At 58.0% G+C, this 24,795-nt stretch carries 18 protein-coding genes and 4 tRNA genes; 13 read left to right on the plus strand and 9 right to left on the minus strand.

Annotated elements, in window-relative coordinates; translation table 11 throughout:
• Position 1: 1 nt before the first annotated feature.
• The 5 genes from tmk (at position 2) to ABD806_RS03070 (ending at position 3,893) form a co-directional block, all read left to right on the plus strand.
• Complete coding sequence (tmk, locus tag ABD806_RS03050; RefSeq protein WP_344954588.1) at positions 2 to 625, plus strand: dTMP kinase; 624 nt, start codon at positions 2 to 4, stop codon at positions 623 to 625.
• The gene (holB, locus tag ABD806_RS03055) at positions 610 to 1,575 is read left to right on the plus strand and encodes a DNA polymerase III subunit delta' (protein ID WP_344954590.1); all 966 of its coding nucleotides are present in this window, start codon (positions 610 to 612) and stop codon (positions 1,573 to 1,575) included. The genes tmk and holB overlap by 16 nt, the downstream gene beginning before the upstream one ends.
• On the plus strand, positions 1,565 to 2,353 hold the full coding sequence (locus ABD806_RS03060; protein ID WP_344954592.1) for a TatD family hydrolase: 789 nt from the start codon (positions 1,565 to 1,567) through the stop codon (positions 2,351 to 2,353). The genes holB and ABD806_RS03060 overlap by 11 nt, the downstream gene beginning before the upstream one ends.
• A 143-nt stretch (positions 2,354 to 2,496) precedes the next feature.
• The gene (locus ABD806_RS03065; protein WP_344954594.1) at positions 2,497 to 2,913 is read left to right on the plus strand and encodes an NfeD family protein; all 417 of its coding nucleotides are present in this window, start codon (positions 2,497 to 2,499) and stop codon (positions 2,911 to 2,913) included.
• Between the two features lie 26 nt (positions 2,914 to 2,939).
• Entirely contained in the window at positions 2,940 to 3,893 is a 954-nt protein-coding gene (locus tag ABD806_RS03070; protein ID WP_344954596.1) for an SPFH domain-containing protein, read from the plus strand.
• Positions 3,894 to 3,995: 102 nt separating this feature from the next.
• Here the strand turns inward: ABD806_RS03070 and ABD806_RS03075 are convergent, their stop codons facing one another.
• The 4 genes from ABD806_RS03075 to ABD806_RS03090 form a co-directional block, all read right to left on the minus strand.
• Positions 3,996 to 5,174 carry a Bcr/CflA family multidrug efflux MFS transporter gene (locus ABD806_RS03075; protein ID WP_344954598.1) on the minus strand — a complete coding sequence of 393 codons (1,179 nt, stop codon included), beginning with the start codon at positions 5,172 to 5,174 and terminating at the stop codon, positions 3,996 to 3,998.
• Between the two features lie 307 nt (positions 5,175 to 5,481).
• Entirely contained in the window at positions 5,482 to 8,028 is a 2,547-nt protein-coding gene (locus ABD806_RS03080) for an MlaD family protein (protein ID WP_344954600.1), read from the minus strand.
• Positions 8,028 to 8,648 carry a paraquat-inducible protein A gene (locus ABD806_RS03085; RefSeq protein ID WP_344954602.1) on the minus strand — a complete coding sequence of 207 codons (621 nt, stop codon included), beginning with the start codon at positions 8,646 to 8,648 and terminating at the stop codon, positions 8,028 to 8,030. Before ABD806_RS03085 ends, ABD806_RS03080 begins: the two co-directional genes overlap by 1 nt.
• The gene (locus ABD806_RS03090) at positions 8,641 to 9,282 is read right to left on the minus strand and encodes a paraquat-inducible protein A (protein ID WP_344954604.1); all 642 of its coding nucleotides are present in this window, start codon (positions 9,280 to 9,282) and stop codon (positions 8,641 to 8,643) included. The genes ABD806_RS03085 and ABD806_RS03090 overlap by 8 nt, the downstream gene beginning before the upstream one ends.
• A gap of 101 nt (positions 9,283 to 9,383) precedes the next feature.
• On the opposite strand from ABD806_RS03090, the gene ABD806_RS03095 reads away from it, so the two are divergent.
• On the plus strand, positions 9,384 to 9,659 hold the full coding sequence (locus ABD806_RS03095; RefSeq protein ID WP_344954606.1) for a YebG family protein: 276 nt from the start codon (positions 9,384 to 9,386) through the stop codon (positions 9,657 to 9,659).
• A gap of 1 nt (position 9,660) precedes the next feature.
• On the opposite strand, the gene ABD806_RS03100 is transcribed toward ABD806_RS03095, so the two are convergent.
• A complete protein-coding gene (locus ABD806_RS03100) occupies positions 9,661 to 11,430 on the minus strand; it encodes an ABC transporter ATP-binding protein (RefSeq protein ID WP_344954608.1) in 1,770 nt (589 codons plus the stop codon).
• A 92-nt stretch (positions 11,431 to 11,522) separates the two neighbouring features.
• Here ABD806_RS03100 and ABD806_RS03105 point away from each other — a divergent pair, with 92 nt between their 5' ends.
• From ABD806_RS03105 to ABD806_RS03135, 7 genes are all read left to right on the plus strand, one after another.
• Positions 11,523 to 11,981 (plus strand): GAF domain-containing protein, encoded by a 459-nt coding sequence (locus ABD806_RS03105; protein ID WP_344954610.1) that lies wholly within the window; start codon positions 11,523 to 11,525, stop codon positions 11,979 to 11,981.
• Positions 11,982 to 12,069: 88 nt separating this feature from the next.
• Positions 12,070 to 12,618 (plus strand): RNA chaperone ProQ, encoded by a 549-nt coding sequence (gene proQ / locus ABD806_RS03110; protein ID WP_344954612.1) that lies wholly within the window; start codon positions 12,070 to 12,072, stop codon positions 12,616 to 12,618.
• A 10-nt stretch (positions 12,619 to 12,628) separates the two neighbouring features.
• Complete coding sequence (prc, locus tag ABD806_RS03115) at positions 12,629 to 14,635, plus strand: carboxy terminal-processing peptidase (RefSeq protein WP_344954614.1); 2,007 nt, start codon at positions 12,629 to 12,631, stop codon at positions 14,633 to 14,635.
• Between the two features lie 76 nt (positions 14,636 to 14,711).
• A complete protein-coding gene (pepN, locus tag ABD806_RS03120) occupies positions 14,712 to 17,318 on the plus strand; it encodes an aminopeptidase N (protein ID WP_344954616.1) in 2,607 nt (868 codons plus the stop codon).
• Positions 17,319 to 17,665: 347 nt separating this feature from the next.
• The gene (locus tag ABD806_RS03125; RefSeq protein ID WP_344954618.1) at positions 17,666 to 22,501 is read left to right on the plus strand and encodes an NAD-glutamate dehydrogenase; all 4,836 of its coding nucleotides are present in this window, start codon (positions 17,666 to 17,668) and stop codon (positions 22,499 to 22,501) included.
• A 57-nt stretch (positions 22,502 to 22,558) separates the two neighbouring features.
• Positions 22,559 to 23,566: a quinone-dependent dihydroorotate dehydrogenase gene (gene pyrD / locus ABD806_RS03130; RefSeq protein ID WP_344954620.1), complete on the plus strand. Its 1,008-nt coding sequence runs from the start codon at positions 22,559 to 22,561 to the stop codon at positions 23,564 to 23,566.
• 98 nt (positions 23,567 to 23,664) lie between these two features.
• Positions 23,665 to 24,207, plus strand: coding sequence for a cell division protein ZapC (locus ABD806_RS03135; protein WP_344954622.1), 543 nt, complete (start codon positions 23,665 to 23,667; stop codon positions 24,205 to 24,207).
• 176 nt (positions 24,208 to 24,383) lie between these two features.
• On the opposite strand, the gene ABD806_RS03140 is transcribed toward ABD806_RS03135, so the two are convergent.
• The 4 genes from ABD806_RS03140 to ABD806_RS03155 form a co-directional block, all read right to left on the minus strand.
• Positions 24,384 to 24,460, minus strand: a tRNA-Met gene (locus tag ABD806_RS03140).
• 33 nt (positions 24,461 to 24,493) lie between these two features.
• Positions 24,494 to 24,570 (minus strand) — tRNA-Met (locus ABD806_RS03145).
• A gap of 33 nt (positions 24,571 to 24,603) precedes the next feature.
• Positions 24,604 to 24,680: transfer RNA gene (locus tag ABD806_RS03150), tRNA-Met, on the minus strand.
• Between the two features lie 33 nt (positions 24,681 to 24,713).
• A tRNA-Met gene (locus ABD806_RS03155) sits at positions 24,714 to 24,790 on the minus strand.
• Positions 24,791 to 24,795: the final 5 nt, after the last annotated feature.

The following is a 24,795-nucleotide window of genomic DNA, read 5'->3' on the forward strand; positions in this document are numbered from 1 at the left end:
GATGAGCCAATTTATTGTTATTGAAGGACTGGAGGGCGCCGGCAAGAGCACGGTTCAGGGCCATGTGGTTGACTGGCTCGAGGCCAAGGGCCTGCCGGTTGTCACCACCCGGGAGCCCGGCGGTACGCCATTGGCGGAGAAGATGCGGGCGTTGGTCAAAGAGGTCCATGCCGAGCCGCTGACCATGGAAGCCGAGCTGCTGCTGATGTACGCCGCCCGGGTGCAACTGGTTAAAAACCGCATAGTACCTGCCCTGGCGGCCGGTAGCTGGGTGGTGGGTGACCGCCATGATCTGTCTTCCCAGGCGTATCAGGGCGGCGGCCGGGGCATAGATGCCCGCTTGATAACCCGGATCAAAGAGGCGGTACTGGGTGATTTCGCTCCGGATCTGACCCTGTATCTGGATATTGACCCGGAGCAGGGGCTGAACCGGGCCCGGGCCCGGGGCGCACTGGATCGGATAGAACGGGAGCAGCTGGACTTTTTTATCCGTACCCGGGCCCGTTATCTTGAGCTGGCGAACGCCGATCCCGGTATTATTATCCTGGATGGCGGCCAATCGCCGGAGCAGGTGAAAGCCGCCGTCGTCGCCTGTCTGGAGCAACAGTTGTGTATCCCTGGTTAGTGCCGCCTTACCATCGTTTACAGCAACAGCTGCAACGGGGGCAACTGGCCCACGGCCTGTTGCTGAGCGGTATTCAAGGCATGGGCAAGCGGGTACTGGCCGATCATTTGGCAAAAACCATATTATGCCAACATGCAATTAACGCCCCCTGCAAACAATGCCATGCCTGCCAGCTCCATCGGGCCGGTAACCATCCGGACTACCATCTGTTAAGCGGGCAGGGCGCCAACATAGGGGTGGATACCATCCGTTCATTGAGCCGGGTGCTGGCGGAAAGTGCCCGGCTCGGCGGTGCCAAGGTGGCGCTGCTTGATCATGCGGATAAAATGACCGAGGCGGCGGCCAATGCCTTGCTGAAAACCCTGGAGGAGCCGGCGGGACAGGCCTGTCTGATCCTCATCACCCATCAGCCCGAACGACTGCTGCCGACCATCCGCAGCCGTTGCCAGCAATGGGCCCTGGGATTGCCCGCCGCCGATCAGGTGCTGACTTGGCTGGCAGAGCAGGGGCTTGAAGCCAATACCGCCATCCTTAATATCAACCAGGGCTCGCCGCTGCAATGCCGGGACTACCTTAATTCCGAAGCCGATAACCAGCGGCTGAGTCTGTTGCAGGACTTTGTAGCACTGCCGGCACAGCCCCAACGGCTGCCACAACTGCAGTCCGCCATATTGGCGCAACCGGTCACATGGCTCTGGCTGCATTTCCTGCTACAGGATGCGCTGCAATTGGCGCAGGGCCTGTCCCACTGGCTGAAGATGGAGGATTGTCGGGCCCTGAGCCGGCAATTGAGCGCCCGGGGAGGCCATCAGCTGCTGGCCGCCATCACCGGATTGCGTCGGTTGGAGCAGGGGGTAAACCTGCCAGGAGGCCGCCCGCTAAACCGTTCCCTGCAACTCGGCCAATGGCTGAACCAATGGATAACAAGAGGAGAAAAGCTTGCTGGTTGATTCCCACTGCCATATCGATCGTCTGACATACGGCAATAAACATGCCAATATCGCCGAAGTAATCAACAAGGCCGGAGCCCGTGGCGTTAACCATATGCTGTGCATCAGCGTGGGCCTGTCCTCGTTTCCGGCCATGCTCGAGGCCATCGCGCCCTATCCCCAGGTGTTTGCCTCCTGCGGGGTGCATCCCTTGCATCAGAACGACGAGCCGTTCGATGCCGCCTTGCTGCGCCAGCTGGCCGCCAACCCGGCGGTGGTGGCCATCGGCGAGACCGGCCTGGACTATTTCTATGCGCCGGAGACCAGGGAGCTGCAGAGGCCAGCCTTCGAACAGCATGTGGCAACGGCAGTCGAGCTCGACAAACCGTTGATCATTCATACCCGGGATGCCCAGCAGGACACCCTGGATATTCTGCGCCAGGGCCAGGCCCGGAAGGTCGGCGGCGTCCTGCACTGCTTTACCGAGTCGCTGGCGATGGCCGAGGCGGCCATCGAGTTGGGGTTTTATATCTCCATTTCCGGCATCGTCACCTTCCGCAGCGCCGATGCCTTGCGGGAAGTGGTCAAGGCCCTGCCGCTGGAGCGGTTGTTGGTGGAGACCGACTCCCCCTGGCTGGCGCCGGTCCCCTTCAGAGGAGAGGAAAACGAGCCTGCCTATGTACGCACCGTGGCCGAGTATATCGCCCAACTGAAGGGGATCTCTCCGGAGCGCGTGGCGGAGCAGACCACCGCCAACTTCTTTGAGCTGTTTAAGCTGGCCAAGCCGGTCACCGCCTGATGGTATGAAAAACGGGGAGCAGGGGAGGGGCACATGCCATCTTCCTGATCCCCCGTGCCGTTACTGATTGATTTCCCTTCCCTTGCTTCCTCCTCTATAGTAACTGTGTTTCATTTGTAGCCGATTTATCGCAGGAACTTTCTATGCTGCTTGCTTGGCACCTCTGGCTGATCGCCGCCTTGATCTTGTTGTTGTTGGAGTTGCTGGGAACCGGCTTCTTTGCCTTTGCCCTGGGCCTGGCGGCCCTGGTCGCCATGATCTCGGCCCTGCTGGACCTAGGGGCGGCAGGCCAGTGGTTTACCTTTGCCATTGCCGCGGCCCTGATCGCCCCAGCGCTGAAGGTATTGTTTCGCCGGTGGGCACCGTCACGGCGCAGCAGCGGCCTGGCCGGTGAGCGGGGAGAGCGGGAAGGGGTACTGGTGCAGCTGGGAAACGGTGAGTTCAGGCTGAAACTGGAAGGGGATTTGTTCCCCGTACGCAGTGAATCAAACCGGCCTCTGCTCGCAGGAGCCCGGGTCAAGGTGCGCCGTTTTGACGGCATCACCGCCTTAATCGACTGATTTTAATACATGCTGAGGAGTGCGCAATGGATGCTATGCTGCTGATCTCGCTGATCCTGACCGGGTTGATCCTGGCCTTGATCATCAAGGGACTGATGATAGTGCAACAATCCGAGGCCGTGGTGATCGAGCGCCTGGGTAGCTACAACAAGACCCTGAGCCCCGGCGTCAACTGGGTGATCCCCTTCATCGACAAGCCCAGGGCCATCAAGGTACGCCGCTACCAGGCCATCGACGGTCAGAATGTGCCCGTGGTGCTGGAAGAAACGCGCATCGATCGGCGGGAAACCGTACTCGACTTTCCCGGTCAGGCGGTGATCACCGCCGATAACGTCAGCGTGACCGTCAACGGTGCCCTCTATTTTCAGGTGATCGATCCCGAGCGAGCGGTATACCAGACCGAAAACCTGATCCAGGCAATCGAGATCCTGGCCAAGACCTCCCTACGGTCTGAGGTGGGTAAGATGGAGCTCGACAAGCTGTTTGAATCCCGTCAGGAGATCAACGATAAGCTGCAACTGGTGATGGATGAAGCCGGCAACAAGTGGGGAGTCAAGGTCACCCGGGTGGAAATCCAGGACATCAATATCCCGGTTGAGGTGGAAGACGCCATGCGCAAGCAGATGGCCGCCGAGCGGGAACGGCGGGCCCTGGTACTGCGGGCCAGCGGTGAGCGGGAAGCCGCCATCGCCCAGGCCGAGGGGGAGAAGCGCTCCAACATCCTGGTCGCGGAAGGTGAGAAAGAAGCCGCCATCCTGATGGCGGAAGGACAGCGTCAGGCCATCGACAAGGTGCTGGCGGCAGGTGGCGAGCGCCTGGATCCCCAGTTGGTCATCGGCTACCTGCTGGGCCTGGAATACCTGAAGACGCTGCCGGACATCGGCAAAGAGGGGGATCGTATCTTCCTGCCCTATGAAGCCAGCAGTGTGCTGGGCGCGGTGGGCAGCCTGGAATCTTTGTTGCGGAATACACCTAAGTAACCAACAGACGGGGAATGGAGATCAGGGAGTGGCCATACATTCCCAAGTCCCCATTCCCTTTTTAACACCCCTTTATTTAACATAATCATGACGATGGCGAAATCATGTTCTCTGACATAGCCCCCAGTAGGCCAGCGAGGAGAGCAGGGCACACAGGCTCATCATGATTATCATATAGAGGGGGGAGCTGTCGGGAAGGGCCGACACGAGGGCACCGATCAGGGCGGCCAGGCCGAAACGCAGGGTGCCGGCGAGGGAAGAGGCGGTACCCGCCAGGTTGGGATGGGCGGTCAGCAGGCTGGCCATGGTATTACTGCCGATAATGGAGATCACACCCACGTAAAACATGATGGGCACAATCAGCGACCAGAGCCCCCAGCCGAGTGAGGGTCCCACCGGCATCAGCAGGCCGGCGGTCAACTGGATAAACAGCCCCGCCCGCAGCATGTTCTGGGAACCCAGGCGGCGTACCCATTTGCCATTCAGGGTGGTGAACAGCATCAGGGTCAGCACATTGACCCCAAACAGGTAGCCGGTATGTTGGGCCGAGAGTCCGTACAGCTCAATATAGATAAAAGACGCGCCGGTCAGGAAGGCGAACATGCCAGCAAAGGAAAAGGCGCCGCACAGCATGAAGCCGATGGCCTGGCGTTCGGTCAACAGCCGCAGGTAACTGCGCAGGACGGCGACCAGCCGAAGGGACTGCCGCCGTTCCGGGTCCAGCGTTTCCGGCAGCCGCCAGGCACAGGCCAGCATCACCAGCAAGGCGACCGCGGCCAGCACCCAAAAGATAGAGCGCCAGCCAAACCAGTGGGTCAGATGGCCGCCAATCATGGGCGCAGCCAACGGGGCTATCGTCATCACCAGGGTGATATAGGCCATGGTGCGGGCAAAGTCTTCGCGCTCAAACAGATCCCTCACCAGCGCCTGCACCACCACGGCAGAGGCGGCGCCGGCAAAACCCTGGGCGGCCCGGGACAGGGTGAGCGCCTCGATACCGGAGGCCAGGGCGCAGATCAGCGCGGTTAAGCCAAACGCCAGTATCCCCCCTAGCAGCACGGGACGGCGGCCCTTGGCATCGGACAGGGGACCAAACAGCAACTGACCGACAGCGAAGCCGCCGGTATACACCGCCAGCGTTGCCTGTACGGCGTGGGAGTCGCTGTTGAGCGATTCGGCAATCGCGGGCATGGCTGGCAGATACATGTCGATGGCCAAGGGAGTGAGGGCTGAGACGGCCCCCAGCAGGATAATGAGCGGCAGGGTAGCGGGAGATGGCATGGGTTGAGGGTATTCCACAGGGGCGGCCAAGCGGCTCCATCGACTTGCCGTCAACAAAAAAAGCCAGGTACAAAATCCGTGTACCTGGCCTAGGGGAATGGCTCATATGCTGAGCCGTGCGCTAGTGAGAAGTCACCAAAAAAATAGGTGCACTTCTGATTAACTATTAGTAGAAATACGTCTTATTGCCAACTTATCAGGCAAAACGCACCCTCTATAGCCATGTTGGCACTCATCGTCGTTTCAATGAGCATCCCCTTTTGACACCCCTCCAGCTTACCGCCTGGCGGCCACAGGCTCAACCTGCTCAGGGGGCAAAGACCGGATCCCAGGCTTGCCAGTCTTTGCGGGCCTCGGGATACAGGGTAAAACGGCTGCCGGCCGGCATCACGGGGCCGGCATCGGGCGGGGTATTAAAAGCGATACCTCCGGTGGCCAGGCTTTCCAGGCTGGAAAATTCGATTTCGGCGCCAGTCAGCCCCAGCTCGGCCCGCACCCCGGACACATTCCAGAAACGGCTGCCCTCACGCACCAGATGGTGATAAGCGGGCTCGATATCCAGGGCGATGGCGACATGGCTGCCGTCTCGGGCCAGGCGAATCTGGGACACCTGACCGACCTTGACCCGGCGGAAATAGACCGGGCTGCCGATATTGAGGTTATGGCTGTCGGCACTGGTCAGAGTGATAAGCTGGCCCGAAGCGGGAGCCTGTTCGCTCAGGATAAAGGTCTCCCGGGGTTTGCCCTGGCCCGGGGTGGCGGCGATAAAGGCCCCCCGCCAGATGCTGTCCAGGTTCTTGGCGCCGGACAGGGATAACGACAAGTTTTCCACCACGAAGCGGCTGCCCTGGTTAAGGAATTGCGTGGCATAGCGGCCGTCAATCTCGCCCAGGAACTGCACCTGTTCTAGATCCGACGACAGCCACAATTGGTTGATCCTGCCGATCTCCAGCCCCAGGTGACGGATCGGAGCCCCGGCTTTGATGCCCAGGCTGTGGTCGGCAATAAAGCTGACCGAAACCCTATGCGCCAGGGCCTCTTCCTGATCCGGGTATAGCCAATGAGCCTGTTTACGCAGCCGGGGATGGCGATCGAAGGCCAACCCGCCGGCCAGCAGGCGGGACAGGTTTGGCAGGATCACCCGGGCGCCGTCCAAGCCGACCTTGGCATCCAGCGCCGGCAGCCGCCAGAAGATGGCCCGGGTATCGAGGCGGTCCTGGTATTCCGGCTCGATCGCCAGCACCAAGCTGATCCCCCTCGAATGAGGCCGGATGCTGCGGATTTCCCCGGCCTTGAGTCCCCGGTGATAGACGGGAGTCCCCACCTGCAGCCCATCGGCTTCATCTGTTTCCAGTTTCCACTCGACAAAGGGCGCGGTGCGGCTGGCAGCCCGTTCGTCGGCAAACAACTGATCACTGCTGCTGTCGGACAGTACCAGGCCGATGCCGCCTTTAAGCCAGGTAGTGAGCGGCGCGGCCTGTACGGACAGCCCCTCGATGCTGGCTTGCACATTCAGCGGTGACAGGCGATAGAAGCGGGCCTTGGGCAAGAACGCCACATACTGTTCTTCAATCGCCAGCCGCAGGTGGGCCTGGCCATCAGACTTCAGCCTGGCCTCTGCCACATAGCCCACCGTCTGGCCTTTAAAGACCACCGGCGCCTGCTCGCTGATCCCGGCCAGGGTATCGGTCTGTAGGGTAAGCAGGTGGACGTTGTCCAGATTGCCCTGGGTCACCTTGACGATCTTGGCCGGTTCGCCCGGCTCATAGTCGAGCAACAGGCGGGGACCGGAAAACAGATCGGGCAGGTTTTCCAGCAGGCCGTCGCCGAGGGCAGGGCGTACCAGCCGCAACCGGCTGTTGTCGGTGATCCGGAAGGCGTGCTCCGGATCGATCAGGGCTCGTACATCTAGGCTGCCCTCAGCCCCCACATTGACGCGGGTGATACGGCCGACTTCCAGCCCCCGGTAGTAGATGCCCATGCCGGTCTTGAGGGTGACCCCCTGATTCGCTTGTAGCTTGATGCGTACGCCACGGCGGGCGGCATCCAGGTTGGCATACAGGGTAAAGGTGCTGCCGCTGTCCGCCTCGGCCGAGTCGGCTGGTGCGTCGAAGGCGATCCCTCCGGCGAGCAGGGCGGCGACACTGGCGGTTTCTACCTCGATGCCGCTGGGACCGAGCTTGGCCTTGATGCCGCTGACATTCCAGAAGCGGCTGTCGGTGCGCACCAGGCCTTGATAACCCGGCTGGATATTGAGCTCGAGGATCACCCCGTCTTGTTCATCCGACAGCCGCACATTATTGATGTTGCCCACATTGACCCCCCGGAAATAGACCGGAGAGCCCACCGACAGGGAGTCAAGATGACCTGTTTTCAGCCGGATCAATTTGCCGTCTATACCATAGCCCACGGGAGGATTGTCCAGGGCCCGGAACTGCCTGGCTTTGGCGTCATCCGCTGTTCCCGGCTGCATATTGATGTAGTTGCCCGAGACCAGGGCGTCCAGGCCGGATATCTCGGTGAGTGAGGCCTTGGGGCTGACCAGCCAGAACTGGGTATCTGAAGTCAGCAGGTGATGGGCATGATGATCGATGCGCACCTCCACCGCCACCCCTCGGCCCGAGTCGGCCAGCCTTATATCCTGTACCTGGCCGACTTCCACCCCCTGATATTGCACTAGGGTCTTGTTTGGCACTATGCCGTTGGCCTTGTCGAAATGAATTTCGATGGTGGTGCCCGCCTGGCTGAACTGCTGATATAAAAAACTGCCGGCCAGCAGGACAGCCAGCAAGGGCAGCAACCAGATAGGGGAAAAACGGTGGTGTTTACGGATTACAGGTTCGGCACCTTGCATCAGGGTTCCTTTGACTCGTTATCATTATCCTGATCCCACAGCAGGCGGGTATCAAGCGACTTGGCGGCAAACAGGGTCAGCACCACCACACCGCCAAAAGCGGTGGCCGCAGGTCCGGGGGTGACATTGAGCAGCAGCCCCCGATCGATGGCGGACATCATCAGGGCAATCACAAATAGATCGAGTATCGACCAGCGACCAATAAACTCGATAAAGCGATACAGGCGCATGGCACCGGCCTGATTGAGCGAACCGCCGACCTTCAGACGCAGGCAGATCCAGGACAGGCCCAGGATCTTGAACAAGGGCACGATCACGCTGGCCACCAGCACTATGGTAGCGATGCCGGGCATATCGTTACGATAGAGGCTCATCACCCCGGAAAAGATGGTGTCCTCGTCTACCATGCCGAAGGTCTGCAGGCGGGTTATCGGCAGCAGATTGGCCGGCAGCATCAGGGCGCTGGCGGAAATCAGCCAGGCCCAGGTCCAACTGAGCGAGCGGGGGGTACGCAGATGCAGGTGGGCGCCGCAACGGGGGCAGGCGCTCTGTTCCCGCCAGCGCACCAACTTGTGGCAACGATGACAGCCGAGCAGCGCAGGTGGTTGTAGCTTACTCATCACCTCTCCCTTCGACGTGAACGGGCAGCAGATCCAGCCGACGCCAGTAGATTTCCGGATCATAGAGGCGGTGTATCAGGGTGATCAACATCATCAGCGCCGCCAGCGGTACCAGGGCTGGGCCGAGGGTAAGATCGGCCACATCGATCAGTTTGAAGATAGCCACCATCAGGCTGATCACAAAGACCTCCACCATGGACCATTCCCGGCAATGGTTGACCAGCACCAGCAGGCTGACCAGCATGCGCCGGGGCCAGATATCGACTGACAGCAGTATGATGCCGGTAAAAAGCCCGAGTGGGGCCAGCAGCCCGCACCAGGCCACCAGGCCGGACACGAACCAGTAATCCTGCCGCCACAGCAGTAAGATGCCCTTAAGCATGGTGACGTCGATCATCTTGCCGGCCAGATAGAGCTGAAACAGGTTTTCCACGACCGATGGCCACAACAGCAGCAATCCGGTGATGGCCAGGGCCAGATGATGGCGGCGGCTGGTCTGGCTGCCGGAGAAAAGGTGCTCGGCGCAACGGGGACAATAGCCGTCGGCCCGGGTATTCAGGGTTTCAATAATAACCACCAAGTCACAGCTTGGGCAGGTCATCACACTGCGTTCGGTAGCGGGAGTTTCGTTCATGGCACAAGAGTACTGAGCCGTACCAACTTTGCCAAGCACCACTTGCATTTAACATTGAGGAATTATACTGTGTTTATATACATGCTTTGCCGGAGACTGAGATGGCCGTTACCCTGCAATACCTGGTAGTACGAAACGGGATAACAAAAATGACCTTTACCGATAAAAAAGAGGCGGATGCCTATGATCGTCTGCTTGATCTGGCGGACCAAATAGAGGAGCTGCTGGCCACCGGCCCAGTTGAGCTGAATGAACAGGACAGGGAGGCCCTGGCCCTGTTCCTGGCTCAATCCCAGGACAAGCTCAATGGCTTGAGCAAGAAAAAGCCCGCCAGGGAGAAGGAAAAATCACCCGACACCGTCAAGGCGGTTGCCTGAGTCAGTAATACAGGGTCCGGTACAGGCCAGGTTGGGCCAGCAGTTCATGGTGGGTGCCGGCCTGGCTGATCCGTCCATCTTCAAATACCAGCACCCGATCGGCCTGACGCACGGAGCTTAGACGATGCGCCACTATCAGGGTAGTGCGCTTGTGCAAGAAACTGGCCAGTGCCTGATGCAGTTTCTGTTCGGTTTCCGTGTCCAGCGCCGAGGTCGCCTCATCCAGGATCACGATCGCCGGATCCTTCAACACCATGCGGGCGATGGCCAGCCGTTGTTGCTGGCCACCGGACAAGCGCACACCACGGCGGCCGATCTCGGTATCCAGCCCCCGCTCCATGGCGGCGACCACTTCGTCCAGCTGGGCGACCCGCAGCGCCTGCCACAGCGCCGGGTCGTCATGCTGGTCGCCGAGGCAGAGGTTGGCCCTGACCGTATCGTTAAACAGCACCGGTTGCTGCAGCACGCTTGCCACATGCTCCCTGATGGTGGCGAAACCGATGTCATCCGAGCTCAGGCCGCCGAAGCGGATTTCACCCTTATCGGCAGGATACAAACCGAGCAACAGCTGAATGAAGGTGGACTTACCGCCGCCGCTGGCTCCCACCAGCGCCACCTTTTCACCCGCCTCGATAACCAGGCTGACATTATCCAGTACCTTGCGCTCACCATTATAAGAAAAGCTAAGGTTGCTGACCTCGATCGGCAGGGTGACGGCGCCCGCAAAGGGGTTGCTGCCGCTTCTCTCCTGGGGCTCGCCGCCCAGACTCAGCAGGCTGTTGATGCGAGTGAGGGCAGCACTGGCCGCATAAAAGGAATACTGCATATTGAGCAGTTCCTGCACCGGCCCCATCATAAACCAGAGGTAGCTGAACACGGCGAAGATCTGGCCCACGGTCAGATCCGTATAAAGCACCATGATCATGCCCACGGCGCGGAACAGCTCGACTCCCGATAAAAACAGCAGGAAACTGGCTCGCCCCGCGGCTTCGCTCTTCCAGGCATATTCGATGGCGGTATCCCTCACCCCCCGGGCACGATCGATGACCCGCAGCAGATAATGCCGCTCCCGGTTGGCGGCGCGGATTTCATGGATGCCATCCAGGGTCTCTACCAGGGCCTGCTGAAACAGCTCGAAGGCACCGTTCTCCTGGCGCTTTAAACGTTTTACCTTGGCCCCGATACGGCTGGAGAAAAAGACCACCACCGGATTGAGCAACAGGATAAACAACCCCAGCTGCCAGTTGATCAGCAACAGGATGACCGCCGTGCCCACCACGCTCAGCAGGCTGATCAGCAGCCGGCTCAGGGTTTCCCCCAAAAATTTGTCCAGGGTCTCCACGTCGGTCACATAATGGGAGCTGACACTGCCGGCGCCGATGGCCTCGAAAGAGCGCAGCGAGGTCTTCATCAGCTGGCGGGCCAGCCGTCGACGGATCTGAAAGGTGATATGCTTGGCCACCCGGGCAAAATGACGCCCCTGGATAATGTTAAACACCAACGCCAGACCGCGCAGCAGCAGGGTAAGCGCCAGCACCGCCAGGATATAGCCCACCCCGGTTTGCCAGGCGGCAGGCAGCAGATAATCCAGGCCGGCCAGCAAAGTGCCGGGCATGTCGAGCAGCACCTCATCGACCAGCAGCGGCATCAACAGGGGCACGGGTACCGCCAGCAGGGTGCCGATCAGCGCGACCATATGGGCATAGATCAGTAACTTACGATGGCGCTTCATCATGCGCACCAGATCGGGCCACTGTAAAACCGGCAGCATTAGGTTTTTTTTATCCATCAATCACCATATCTGGTTTTCATTTTGGCAAAGGGCAGGTAAGTTAGGCGAAAATTAACGGCCGCATTCCCTTTATGACTGAAAAATCTGCATTTTACCAAAGCCTTACCCAACAGGCATTAGCCTTGTGTGACGGTGAGCCCAATCGGATTGCCAAACTCGCCAACCTGTCAGCCCTGCTCAACCTGGCCCTGGATGATATCAACTGGGTCGGGTTTTATTTACGGGAACGGGACACCCTGGTGCTGGGCCCCTTCCAGGGAAAGCCCGCCTGTGTCCGCATTCCCATGGGCAAGGGGGTCTGCGGCAGCGCCGCCGCCTCCGGTCACATCCAGCGCATCGCTAATGTACATGAATTCGCCGGCCATATCGCTTGTGATGGCGCCAGCAATGCGGAAATTGTGCTGCCGCTGGGGCAGGGGGATGAGGTTTGGGGGGTGCTGGACATCGACAGCCCCCACTATGGCCGTTTTGACGAGCAGGATGAAGCGGGACTGGCGCAATTAGTCGCACAAGTATTACCCCTTCTGTAACCCGGGGGGTCGCTTTTGCCGGCGCTCCCTTTATAATAACAAGGTTAGGTTGGGCACCACGCCCACAGGTCTGAATCCAAGGTATTACATGGAAAACACTGAAAAACTGAAAAATAGTAAAGAAGTCATCGCCTATCTGGCAGAACTTTTTCCCCATTGCTTTATTGCCACCGGTGAAGCCAAGCCATTGAAGATCGGTATCTTTCAGGACTTGGCCGAGCGCTTGGCAGAAGATCCCAAAGTATCGAAAACCCTATTGCGTACCGCCTTGCGCCAGTATACGTCCAGCTGGCGTTACCTGCACGGGCTCAAGGCCGGCATGAGCCGGGTCGATCTGGATGGCCAGCCCTGTGGTGAATTAACCCAGGAGCACATAGACCATGCCAAGGGCGCCCTGAAGGAAAGCAAGGAAAAAGTCTTCGGGGCCCGTAAAAATGACAAACCGGCCGTTAAAAAGGCCCGTCCCAAGCCGCGCAAGGTCGATCCAGCGAACTTGACCGTGGAGCAGGATGTCAAAGTCGTATTGGGCAAGTCGCCGGTACCCGCTACCATCAAAGAAGTGACCCGGGACGATGTCCAGGTAGAACTCAGAACCGGCCTGTCGGTTAGGGTTAAATTTGATCATCTTATTCTCTAAGGAGTAGGATTTGAGCAGACATGTAATTCGCTTGTCCCTGGTTGCTGCCAGCATCATGGCGGCGGGGGTAGTGGCGGCAGTCCCCGCTACCTATGATATTTCCGCTATTCCTACCCTGGCGCCGGAAACACAACACTCGGCCGCCAGCAAGCGGATTACCGCGCTGTTTACCCGTTCCCACTATCAACAGTTTCAGCTTAACGACACCTTCTCGGAAGAGATCTTTAACCGTTATGTTGAAAGCCTGGATTTCAGTAAGAACATTTTTACCCAAGCCGATATCGCGCGTTTCAAGCGCTATGAGCACCTTTTTGACGACACGCTGCGGGCAGGAAGGTTGGAGCCGGCGTTTGAAATGTATAACGAAAGTCTCAAGCGTCGTTATGAGCGCCTGCTGTATGCCCTTTCCCTGCTCGATACGCCGATGAGCTTCGACGGCAATGACAGCTATCAATTCGACCGCAGCAAGGCGGACTGGCCGAAAGACGAGGCCGAACTGGACCAGTTGTGGTATTCAAGGGTCAAATATGACGCCCTGAGCCTGACCCTGGCCGATAAGGACTGGGATGAAGTCAAAGATACGCTCAGCAAACGCTACAATAACGCCATCAAGCGGCTGACCCAAAGCGAAAGCGAAGACGCCTTCCAGGGCTTTGCCAATGCCTTCGCCAGGGCCATCGAGCCCCATACCAGTTATCTCAGCCCGCGTAACGCCGAACGCTTTGAAACCGAGATGAACCTGTCCCTCGAAGGGATAGGAGCCGTGCTGCAGGCCGAGGACGACTATACGGTGATCCGCTCGCTGGTACCCGGCGGCCCCGCCGCCAAGTCCAACGAACTGCTGCCGGACGATCGCATTATCGGGGTGGGTCAGCATGCCGAGGAAATTACCGATGTGATTGGCTGGCGCCTGGATGAAGTGGTGGATCTGATCAAGGGACCCAAAGGTACCAAGGTCTGGCTGCAGATCCAACGCGGTCAAGCCGCCACCGTCCCGCCCAGAGTCATCGAACTTACCCGCGATACCGTACGCCTGGAAGACAGGGCCGCCAGCGGCAAGGTGGTGGAGGTAGAGGGTCGCAGGATAGGGGTGGTGAATATCCCCAGTTTCTATGTCAACCTGAGCGTCGATGTGGCCAAGGAAATAGAGAAGCTCAAGGCCGAGAACATCAGCGGCTTGGTCATCGATCTACGGGCCAACGGTGGCGGTGCCCTGACCGAAGCCTCGACCCTGACCGGGCTCTTTATCGACAGCGGGCCCGTGGTGCAGATCCGTGATGGCCTGGGGCGGATCTCGGTGAACAGCGATGATGACAATCAGCTGGCTTATTCCGGTCCGATGACGGTACTGGTCGATCGCTATTCGGCCTCTGCTTCTGAAATTTTTGCCGCGGCCATGAAAGATTACGGTCGGGCCCTGATCCTGGGTGAAAATACCTTCGGCAAGGGCACGGTGCAGCAACACCGCAGCCTGTCGCGCATCTATGATCTGTACGAAAACCCCATGGGCTTTATCCAGTTTACCATTGCCAAGTTTTATCGCATCAATGGTGGCAGTACCCAGAACAAAGGGGTAGCGCCGGATATTCCTTTCCCGACCGCGGTGGAAGCGGAAGAAAGCGGGGAGAGCATGGAAAAAAATGCCTTGCCCTGGGATCAGATCTCCAGCCTGGATTTCAGCCAGGTCAATGACCTTAAACCGCTGCTGAACAAACTGCGCACCCGTCATCAGGCGCGCATAGAAACAGATCCTGAATTCACTTATATCTTCGACGACATCAAGGAATTCAAGCGGCTAAAGGATCAGGATTCGATCTCTCTCAACCTGGCCAAACGCAAGGCCGAGCTAGATGAGCAGGATGCCAAGTCCCTGGCCCGGCTCAACGATCGCCTGGCTCGCGCCGGACAACAACCGGTCGAATCTCTGGATAAAGCCCCGGCCGATTTTGAGGCGGAAGACAGTTATCTGAAAGAAGCTGCCAGGATCACCGCCGATCTGGCCGAGCTGGTCGGTTAATTCTTCACAACCCGGATAGTGACGATATCCGGGTTTTCTTTTTAAAGCCCATCTGACTTTAACGAGATCCCCACTTATGAGCCAGAATAAGCCCCAAACACAATACCGTGACGATTATCAGCCGCCGCTCTACTGGATAGATACCCTGGACCTGGATATTGATCTGGACGACAGCCAAACAGAGGTCGTGGCCATCAGCCGGGTGCGACGTAATGGCGACCATAATGAGCCCCTGGTGCTCGATGGCGAACAACTGGCATTGCTGGAGGTCGCCATCAATGGCCTGGCAAGCGAACAATATGAGCAGACCGATGACAAACTTATCCTGCCTTCCGTCCCCCAGGAATTCGTGCTGACCATCAAGACCCGCATCAATCCGGCCGCCAATACCGCCCTTGAAGGCCTGTATAAGTCCGGTGATGCCTACTGTACCCAGTGTGAAGCACAAGGTTTCAGGCGGATCACCTATTATCTGGACCGGCCCGACATCCTGGCCCGTTTCAGCACCCGCATCACCGCCGATGAACAAGCCTACCCCTATCTGTTGTCCAACGGCAACAAGGTGGGGCAGGGTACCCTGGACAATGGCCGGCACTGGGTACAGTGGCAGGATCCTTATCCCAAGCCAGCCTACCTGTTTGCCCTGGTGGCCGGTGATTTCGACCTGCTGCAAGACAGTTTTGTCACCCGCAGCGGCCGTCATGTGGCCCTGGAAATTTTTGTTAACAAGGGCAATCTGCACCGGGCCGGACACGCCATGGACAGCCTCAAGGCCTCGATGAAGTGGGACGAAGAGCGCTGCAACCTGGAATACGATCTCGACATCTATATGATTGTGGCGGTGGACTTCTTCAACATGGGCGCCATGGAAAACAAGGGCCTGAATGTATTCAACGACAAGTTCGTGCTGGCCGACGCCAATACCGCTACCGACGATGATTACCTCGATATCGAGCGGGTCATAGGTCATGAATATTTTCACAACTGGACCGGCAACCGGGTAACCTGCCGGGACTGGTTCCAGCTGTCATTGAAAGAAGGGCTGACCGTGTTCCGGGACCAGGAGTTCTCCTCGGATCTGGGCTCCCGTACCGTCAACCGCATCCGTAATGTGCGCCTTATCCGCGGGCCCCAGTTTGCCGAGGATGCCGGCCCCATGGCGCACCCCATTCGTCCGGATGCGGTGATCGAAATGAACAACTTCTACACCCTGACGGTGTATGAGAAGGGCTCGGAAGTGATCCGCATGCTGCACACCCTGCTCGGCGAGCGGGACTTCCAGAGCGGGCTCAGCCTGTATCTGCGACGCCATGACGGTCGGGCCGCGACCTGTGACGACTTTGTCGCCGCCATGAGCGAGGCCAGCGGTCGGGATCTGTCCCGGTTCCAACGCTGGTATGCCCAGTCGGGAACCCCGGTCCTGACGGTGCGTGACCACTACGACGCCGCCACCTGCCGTTATCAGCTGCAGGTAAAGCAACACACGGCACCGACCGCGGATCAAAAAGAAAAACTGCCGCTGCATATTCCCTTGAGCATGGCGCTCTATAGCGAGCAGGGTGATGCCATTCCCCTGGTATGCCGGGGACAGTCGCGGGCGGAAGTGCTGGATGTGCTGGACGCCGAGCAGACCTTTGTGTTCGAGCAGGTACCCAGCCGCCCGGTGCCGGCGTTGTTGCAGGGATTCTCCGCCCCGGTCAAGCTTGATTACCCCTATACGGACAAACAACTGGCGCTGTTGGCCAAGTGCAGCGGTGATGAGTTTGTGCGCTGGGATGCGGTCCAGATGCTGATCAACCAGGCGGTGAGGGACAACATGGCCGCCGCCTCGCAACAGCAGCCCCTGGTGCTGCCCCAAACCCTGGTCGAGGTATTCCGTACCCTGCTCGAGGACCACGAGCTGGACTCGGCGCTGCAGGCGGAAATGCTGACCCTGCCCAGCGTGAGCAGCCTGGTTGAGCTGTTCGAGCAGGTGGATATCGATGCCCTGGCGCGGGTGCATGAGCACCTGGGCCAAGGGCTGGCCAAGGCACTGCAGCCCTTGTGGGCCAAAACCTATGAGCGGTTGCAGACCCCCGAATACCTCATCCTGCACCAGGATATGGCCAAGCGGGCATTGAAAAACGTCGCCCTGGGCTACCTTGCCCTGGCCGGAGAAGAAACCGTGGTCGACCGCCAATACCGGCAGGCCAACAACATGACCGACACCCTGGCCGCCCTCGATGCCGCCAACAGGGCGGGACTGGCCAGCCGCGAGCCGTTGATGGCCGACTTTGAAGCCAAGTGGCGGCAGGACGGCCTGGTGCTGGACAACTGGTTCCGCCTGCAGGCCATGGCACCTGCCGACGATACCCTGGAAAAGGTCGGCAAGCTGATGCAGCACCCCACCTTCAGCCTAGCCAACCCCAACCGGGTTCGGGCCTTGATTGGCGCCTTCTGTGCGGCCAACCCGGTACAGTTCCATCGCCCCGATGGTACCGGTTACGACTTGCTGGTGTCTGTTCTGGAGCAGCTTAACAGCACCAATCCTCAGCTGGCCTCCCGACTGCTGACGCCGTTAATCCAGTTTGCCCGCTTCGATCCGCCGCGCCAACGGCTGATACGGGCCCGTCTGCAGCAGCTGATGGATAAACCGGACCTGGCCCGGGATCTGTTTGAAAAAATCAGCAAGGCCCTGGCATAAACAATACGGCCGATTGAGGCCCTGAATCGGTATTCGCCCGTGCATATAAAAAAGCCCCAATTCGGGGCTTTTTGCATTATTTACCGCTTAAATTTAAATAGTTAATGACCGCCCTGCTTAATTATTCAAAGCAAGGGAGAAACAATTCAATGTCATTTAGCACATTATTTTGGCAAACCTTTTATTTGCATTGATTATATTCCACACACAAGTGACCGGGTCGATATTTTTAGATATTTTATAACGGGTTTTCTCGCATTATCCTTACCCCGGGCTTACACTGTTTTGGTCCCATTGGGGCTAGTCACACCCCATGGTTATTGCCTGTACCCGAGGAACATCGCGCCATGACATTTAGAGACGCTGCAGCATCCGTTCTGCTTGAAAACGTCAATCAACTTATTGAAAAGAAGTTTCCTGATACCCTTTCCCCCCTGGTCAATACCTTTGTTGCCAAGCTCTATGGTGGCATGACCCATGATGACCTGAATCACCGCAACGACAGCGATCTCTACGGCGCCGCCATCAGCCTGTGGAATGCCTTTGAAACCCGCCCAGATCAAGAGCCCTATGTGCGGGTCTATAATCCCGAGCTGTCCCGCCATGGCTGGCAGTCACCCCATACCATAGTCGAGTTGATCCTCAAGGATACGCCATTCCTGGTCGACTCGATCCGCATGGCCCTGAGCCGACTGGGGATCACCGCACACCTGATGCTGCACCAGCCCATGCATCTGCAACGGGATGAGCAGGGACACCTCCAGCAGTTCCTGAGCAGTAAGGACAAACAGCCCCAGAAGCGGGCCGAAACCGCTTTCCTGATCGAGATAGACAGGCAGACTAAGGAAGAATCAAGGGAAAAACTGCGCAGCGAGCTGTTGTCTGTGGTGCGGGAAGTGGCGCTGGCGGTCGGAGACTGGCAACCGATGAAAGTGCAGCTGCAAACGGTGATCGATGAGTTGCCCAAGCAGGCCAAGAAGGCAGATCCGGAAGCGCTGAAAGAAACCCTGTCGTTTCTCAGTTGGGTGGCGGAGCACAACTTTACTCTGATGGGCTACCGCCGCTACCATGTTTCCGCCATTGAGGGGGACTATGAACTGCGGCCCGAGGTTGAATCCAGCCTGGGCATCATGAGAAATGCCCCCCATACCGAAGCACTGAAACTGAGCAGCCTGACGGACGCCGGGCGGCAGGCGGCATTCAGCCAGGATATGCTGGTACTGACCAAGACCAACCATAAATCCCGGGTGCACAGACCCGCCTATATCGACTATATCGGCGTGAAACGCTTCGATAAAGACGGCAAGGTAATAGGCGAGGACCGCTTTATCGGCCTGTATGCCTCCAGCATCTATAACACCAGCGCCATGCAAATTCCGTTGATCGGTGCCAAGTTGCGACGGATCATCGACGCCTCCGGCCTCGAAGTCGGCTCCCATGCCTATAAGGCCCTGCTCAATATCCTTGAAACCTATCCACGGGATGAACTGATCCAGGCCAGTGAAGACGAAGTGCTGGAAATCGGCATGGGGGTACTGGGCATGCAGGAGCGGGACAAACTCCGGCTGTTTGTACGCCGGGATGTCTTCGGCCGCTTTTTCTCCTGCATGGTCTATGTCACCAAAGAGCGCTACAACACGGCGCTGCGGGAAAAAACCCAGCAAATTTTGCAACGCTATTTCGGCTCGGAAGAGCAGGTCGAATTTACCACCTATTTCTCCGAAGGCGTGCTGGCGCGTACCCATTACTTGATCCGGGTGCAAAACAATTCCATGGATATAGACGTGAACGAAATCCAAGCCAACCTCAACGAAGCCGCCCGCAGCTGGGAAGACAAGCTGGAAAGCGCCCTGTCCGCCAGCTACGGCGAAGCCGAAGGCAACCATCTCAAACATAAATACCGGGATGCCTTTCCCCGCTCATATACCGAGCGGGTGATGCCGGGCTCGACGGTAGCCGATATCGAAAAACTGGAAGCGCTCAATGATCAGAACAAGCTGGGTATGCTGTTCTATCGCGCCCAGGAGGAAGAGCGGGACTCCAGTCGGGTGCGGCTCAAGCTGTACCACAGGGCCGAGCCTATCCACCTGTCCGATGTGCTGCCCATGCTGGAGAATATGGGGCTGAGGGTCATAGGCGAGACCCCCTATGAGATCACCTGTCCGGCAGAGACTTTCTGGATCCTGGACTTCTCCATGCTCTATACCGGCCAGCCCCTGGATCTGGACGCCAGCCAGGAGCGTTTCCAGAAAGCCTTCGCCCAGGTATGGAACAACGAGCTGGAAAACGACGGTTTTAACCGCCTGGTGCTGGAAGCAAACCTGACCGGCCGGGAAGTGAGCGTGTTGCGCGCCTATGCCAAATATATGCGTCAGACCGGTGTCACCTTCAGCCAGAGTTACATAGAAGAAACCCTGTCCCGCTACCCGCAACTGGCGGCCCAACTGTTCGGCCTGTTCCAGCGCCGGCTGTCACCTCGCCTGAAACAGGATCCCAAACAGCTGCAAAAACTGCATCAGCAGTTGATCGAGCAACTGGATCAGGTCGCGAACCTGGATGATGATCGCATCATCCGCCGCTATATGGAAATGATAGAAGCCACCCTCAGAACCAATTTCTATCAGCCTGCGGTCGACGGTAGCGAAAAGCCCTATATCTCCTTCAAGATGGCGCCGGAGTCCATCAGCGACATGCCGTTACCGTTGCCCAAGTTCGAGATCTTCGTCTACTCGCCACGGGTGGAAGGGGTCCATTTACGCTGGGGCAAGGTGGCCCGGGGCGGGTTGCGCTGGTCCGATCGACGGGAAGATTTCCGTACCGAAGTACTGGGCCTGGTGAAGGCGCAGCAGGTCAAGAATACCGTGATAGTTCCGGTCGGCGCCAAAGGGGGCTTCGTCTGCAAGCAGCTGCCCGAAGGGGACAGGGCAGCCTTCCTGAAAGAGGGCCAGGCCTGCTACCGGCTGTTTATTCGCGGCCTGCTGGATGTGACCGACAACATCATCAAGGGGGAGGTGATCCCGCCGCAACAGGTGGTCCGCCATGACGAGGACGACTATTACCTGGTGGTCGCCGCCGACAAGGGCACGGCGACCTTTTCCGACATCGCCAATGAAATCAGCGCCGAATACGGACACTGGCTGGGTGATGCCTTCGCCTCCGGCGGTTCGGTCGGCTACGATCACAAGAAAATGGGCATTACCGCCAGGGGCGCTTGGGAATCCGTCAAGCGGCATTTCCGCGAGCTGGATATCGACTGCCAGCAGAGCGAATTCAGCTGTGTCGGGGTGGGCGATATGGCCGGCGACGTGTTCGGCAACGGCATGCTGCTGTCCAGCCACACCCGCCTGGTCGGTGCCTTTAACCATATGCACATCTTTATCGACCCCGAACCCGATGCGGCCAGCACCTTCAAGGAGCGGGAGCGTCTGTTCAGACTGGCCGGTTCGAGCTGGGATGACTACGACAGATCCTTGATTTCCGAAGGGGGCGGCATCTTCCTGCGTTCGGCCAAGTCCATCAAGCTCAGCCCGCAGATGAAAAAACTGCTGGGTACCCAGAAGGCCAGCCTGACACCGACCGAGGTCATCCGCCACCTGCTGACCGCCGAGATCGATCTGTTGTGGAACGGTGGTATTGGCACCTATATCAAGGCCAGCGGCGAAACCAACAGCGATGTCGGTGACCGGGCCAACGATGCGGTTCGGGTCAATGGTAAAGAGGTGCGGGCCAAAATCGTCGGTGAGGGCGGCAACCTGGGTTGTACCCAACTGGGTCGGATTGAGTATGCCGCCAATGGTGGTCGCATCAATACCGATTTCACCGACAACGTGGGTGGTGTGGACTGCTCCGATAACGAAGTCAACATCAAGATCATGCTCAATGCCCTGGTCGATAAGGGCGAGCTGACCATGAAGCACCGTAACCAGCTGCTCTACGATATGACTCAGGACGTGGCCCAGATAGTGCTGACCAACGCCTATCGCCAGTCACAGACCATTTCAGTTACCGCGCACCACAGCGGCTCCCAGCTGAAAGAGCATCAGCGCTTCATGCAATGGCTGGAGCGCGAGGGCAAACTGGATCGCAACCTGGAATATCTGCCCAGTGACGAAGAGCTGACCGAGCGCATGGCCGATGGCCGGGGCATGACCCGCCCCGAGCTGGCCGTCCTGGTGGCCTATGGCAAGATGGTACTGAAGGAAATGCTCAATATCCCCGAGCTGACCGAAAATGCCTATATTGCCAAGCTGTTGCCGGTCAGCATGCCCAAGCCCCTGGTCGAGCGTTTTGGTGATGCCCTGATGGCACACCCGTTGCGGGGTGAAATCATCGCCACCCGCCTGGCCAATATGATGGTCGACGACATGGGTTTTAACTTCGCCAACCGGATGCTTGACGAAACCGGTGCGACCATCGCCGATATCGCCATCAACTATGTCATCGCCCGGGAGATATTCGGCATGAATGCCCTGATGCGGGACATAGAAGCGCTGGATAACCAAGTCTCGGCGGATCTGCAGCTGGACATGCTCTACCAGACCCGCCGCATGGTACGCCGCGCCAGCCGCTGGCTGCTGCGTTCCCGCAACCGCAACATGGGGATTGAAGAGACCATCGCCCAGTTCGGTCCCGCCTATGCCACCTTGAGCGAGCACCTGTATGAAGTCATGGTGCCGTCCGAAGTGGTCGAGCATAAGGCGGCCGTATCCAGGCTGGAAGAGCGGGGGGTACCCGCCTCGGTGGCGGCCCGTGTCGCCCATATGAGCAGCCTGTTCTCGGCACTGGACCTGGCCCAGGTGGCGGCAGAACAGGGGCGGGATATCTGTGTGGTCGCCGAGCTTTACTTCCATATGGGTGCCAAACTCGATCTGCACTGGTTCCTGGATCAAATCAACCAGCAGGCGGTGGGTAACCACTGGCAGGCACTGGCCCGGGCAGCCTTCCGGGAAGAGCTGGATTACCAGCAGCGCAGCCTGACGTCGGCCATCCTGAAAAGCTGTAAAGCCAAGGGTGAATGCGCTATCATGCTCGACCAGTGGCTGAATGAGCATGAACAACTGCTGAACCGTTGGCAGCAATTGCTGGCCGACTTCAAAACCTCGGGTAGCCATGAATTCGCCAAGTTTTCGGTCGCCCTGCGGGAGTTGAACCTGCTCAATCTGAATTGTCTTAACGCCGTCTGAGCGGCGTAAGCGCAAAAGCCCCGGCCATGACCGGGGCTTTTTTATGAGGAAAAAAGCGTGTATTCACTGGCTAAAGCTGTTCTTTTTCAATGTGACCCGGAAAAATCCCACGAACTGACCTTAAGTTTGCTGGCCAAAACCCAGCATACTCCCCTGGCCGCCCTGTATCGCCGGCCCATTGCCAATAACCCGGTTTCTGTGATGGGACTGAATTTCGCCAACCCGGTTGGGTTGGCTGCGGGGCTGGACAAGGACGGTGAATGTATCGATGCCTTTGCCGCCATGGGTTTTGGTTTTATCGAGATCGGTACGGTGACGCCCCGGCCCCAGGTCGGCAACGACAAACCGAGGCTGTTTAGGATCAAGCCAGCCGAAGGCATTATTAACCGTATGGGATTTAATAATAAAGGCATCGATAACCTGATCGAGAATGTAAAACAGTCCCGCTATAAAGGGATCCTGGGGATCAATATCGGTAAAAACAAAGATACCCCGATCGAGCACGGCAAGGATGATTATCTGATCTGCATGGAAAAAGCCTATGCCCATGCCAGCTATATCACCGTGAATATCTCATCACCCAATACCCCGGATTTGCGCTCCCTGCAATACGGGGAGGCACTGGATGATTTACTCTCGGCACTGAAAGAGAAACAGGCCACCTTGGCCGCAGCCCAGCATAAATATGTCCCCCTGGTGGTGAAGATAGCGCCGGATCTGTCATCGGCCGAAACGGAGCAGATTGCCGACAGTTTATTGCGCTTTCATATCGATGGCGTGATCGCCACCAATACCACCCTGGATCGCAGCCTGATCTTCGATCTTCCTCATGCCCATGAAGCGGGAGGCCTGAGCGGTCGGCCGGTGCAGAATAAAAGTACCCAGGTCATTCGTGAACTGGCCGGATATCTGGATGGCAAGCTGCCGATTATCGGGGTAGGGGGCATAGATTCATTAACGGCGGCGAAAGAAAAAGTCGCGGCCGGCGCCAGCCTGGTACAACTTTATACCGGTTTTATCTATCATGGGCCCGGCCTGGTTCATACCCTGGCCAGACACCTTTAAGCTAATTTGTGAACTAAGTATTTGCCCCTGGCCCAAAAATAAAATATATATGGAATCGTCAGGGGAATATTTTTTAATTATTGAAAGGCGACATCTGGATGCTGCTACAACCGAACGATAGTTGGCGCTGGTTTTTCGGAGAAGATCGGCGCCTAATGCTGGACCTGGGTGAAGAGATGATCTTTGCCACCGGCTATTTAAAAAAACATCTGGTCTATGGCGATAATTTATCCATGGGCTTTTCGGTAGAGGATACTGGCCTCTATTACATCTTTCTCGACAAGCTATCGGCCCTGGGCTCGGCGGCGCAAAGGGTGCAAATGGCACTAAACGGCGTGGCGGTGGTCCGATTTTATAAACCACTGATGCCGCAAAGCTGGTTTTTTACACCCCAGGCCGACTACCACCAGCCGCAGCTGGGTGAATTGATCGCGCTCGAGTGCGGTAGCGGCCGGCTGACCATGATGGTAGTGGAAACCTCTCCTTCAGCCTCGGTATGTATTTCCCTCTCGGCACCGACCGAGCTGAACGAAGCCAAGTCCCTACCCACTTTTGGCGCCATCAAGGTCATGAACGACCGGCTGATCAGCCTGGAATGGGAAGAGCAACGATTGGAAATGGCAACCAGAAGGGTAGGCTAGAAATTTAAGATAAGGAGAATAGGAGCCTGAAAATCAAGGTAAAACTGTGGGTATAGGCAACTTGGTGTGGAAAAAACTCAGTTCGTGCAATCCTTGAGTTGGTTGCTCGAGTAGGCAGGTGGATTTGATCCGACCACCTTACACGCTGACACCCAATCTTGTGCCTTGCACTAAATTGGTTGCGGGAGCCGGATTTGAACCGACGACCTTCGGGTTATGAGCCCGACGAGCTACCAGGCTGCTCCATCCCGCGTCCGTTACTGCACGCTTACTGGTATTGCTTTATTGGTTGCGGGAGCCGGATTTGAACCGACGACCTTCGGGTTATGAGCCCGACGAGCTACCAGGCTGCTCCATCCCGCGTCCGTTACTGCACGCTTACTGGTATTGCTTTATTGGTTGCGGGAGCCGGATTTGAACCGACGACCTTCGGGTTATGAGCCCGACGAGCTACCAGGCTGCTCCATCCCGCGTCCGTTACTGCACGCTTACTGGTATTACTTTATTGGTTGCGGGAGCCGGATTTGAACCGACGACCTTCGGGTTATGAGCCCGACGAGCTACCAGGCTGCTCCATCCCGCGTCCGT

Origin of the sequence: Zobellella aerophila (assembly GCF_039539325.1) — a bacterium.
Taxonomy (GTDB): Bacteria; Pseudomonadota; Gammaproteobacteria; order Enterobacterales; family Aeromonadaceae; genus Oceanimonas; species Oceanimonas aerophila.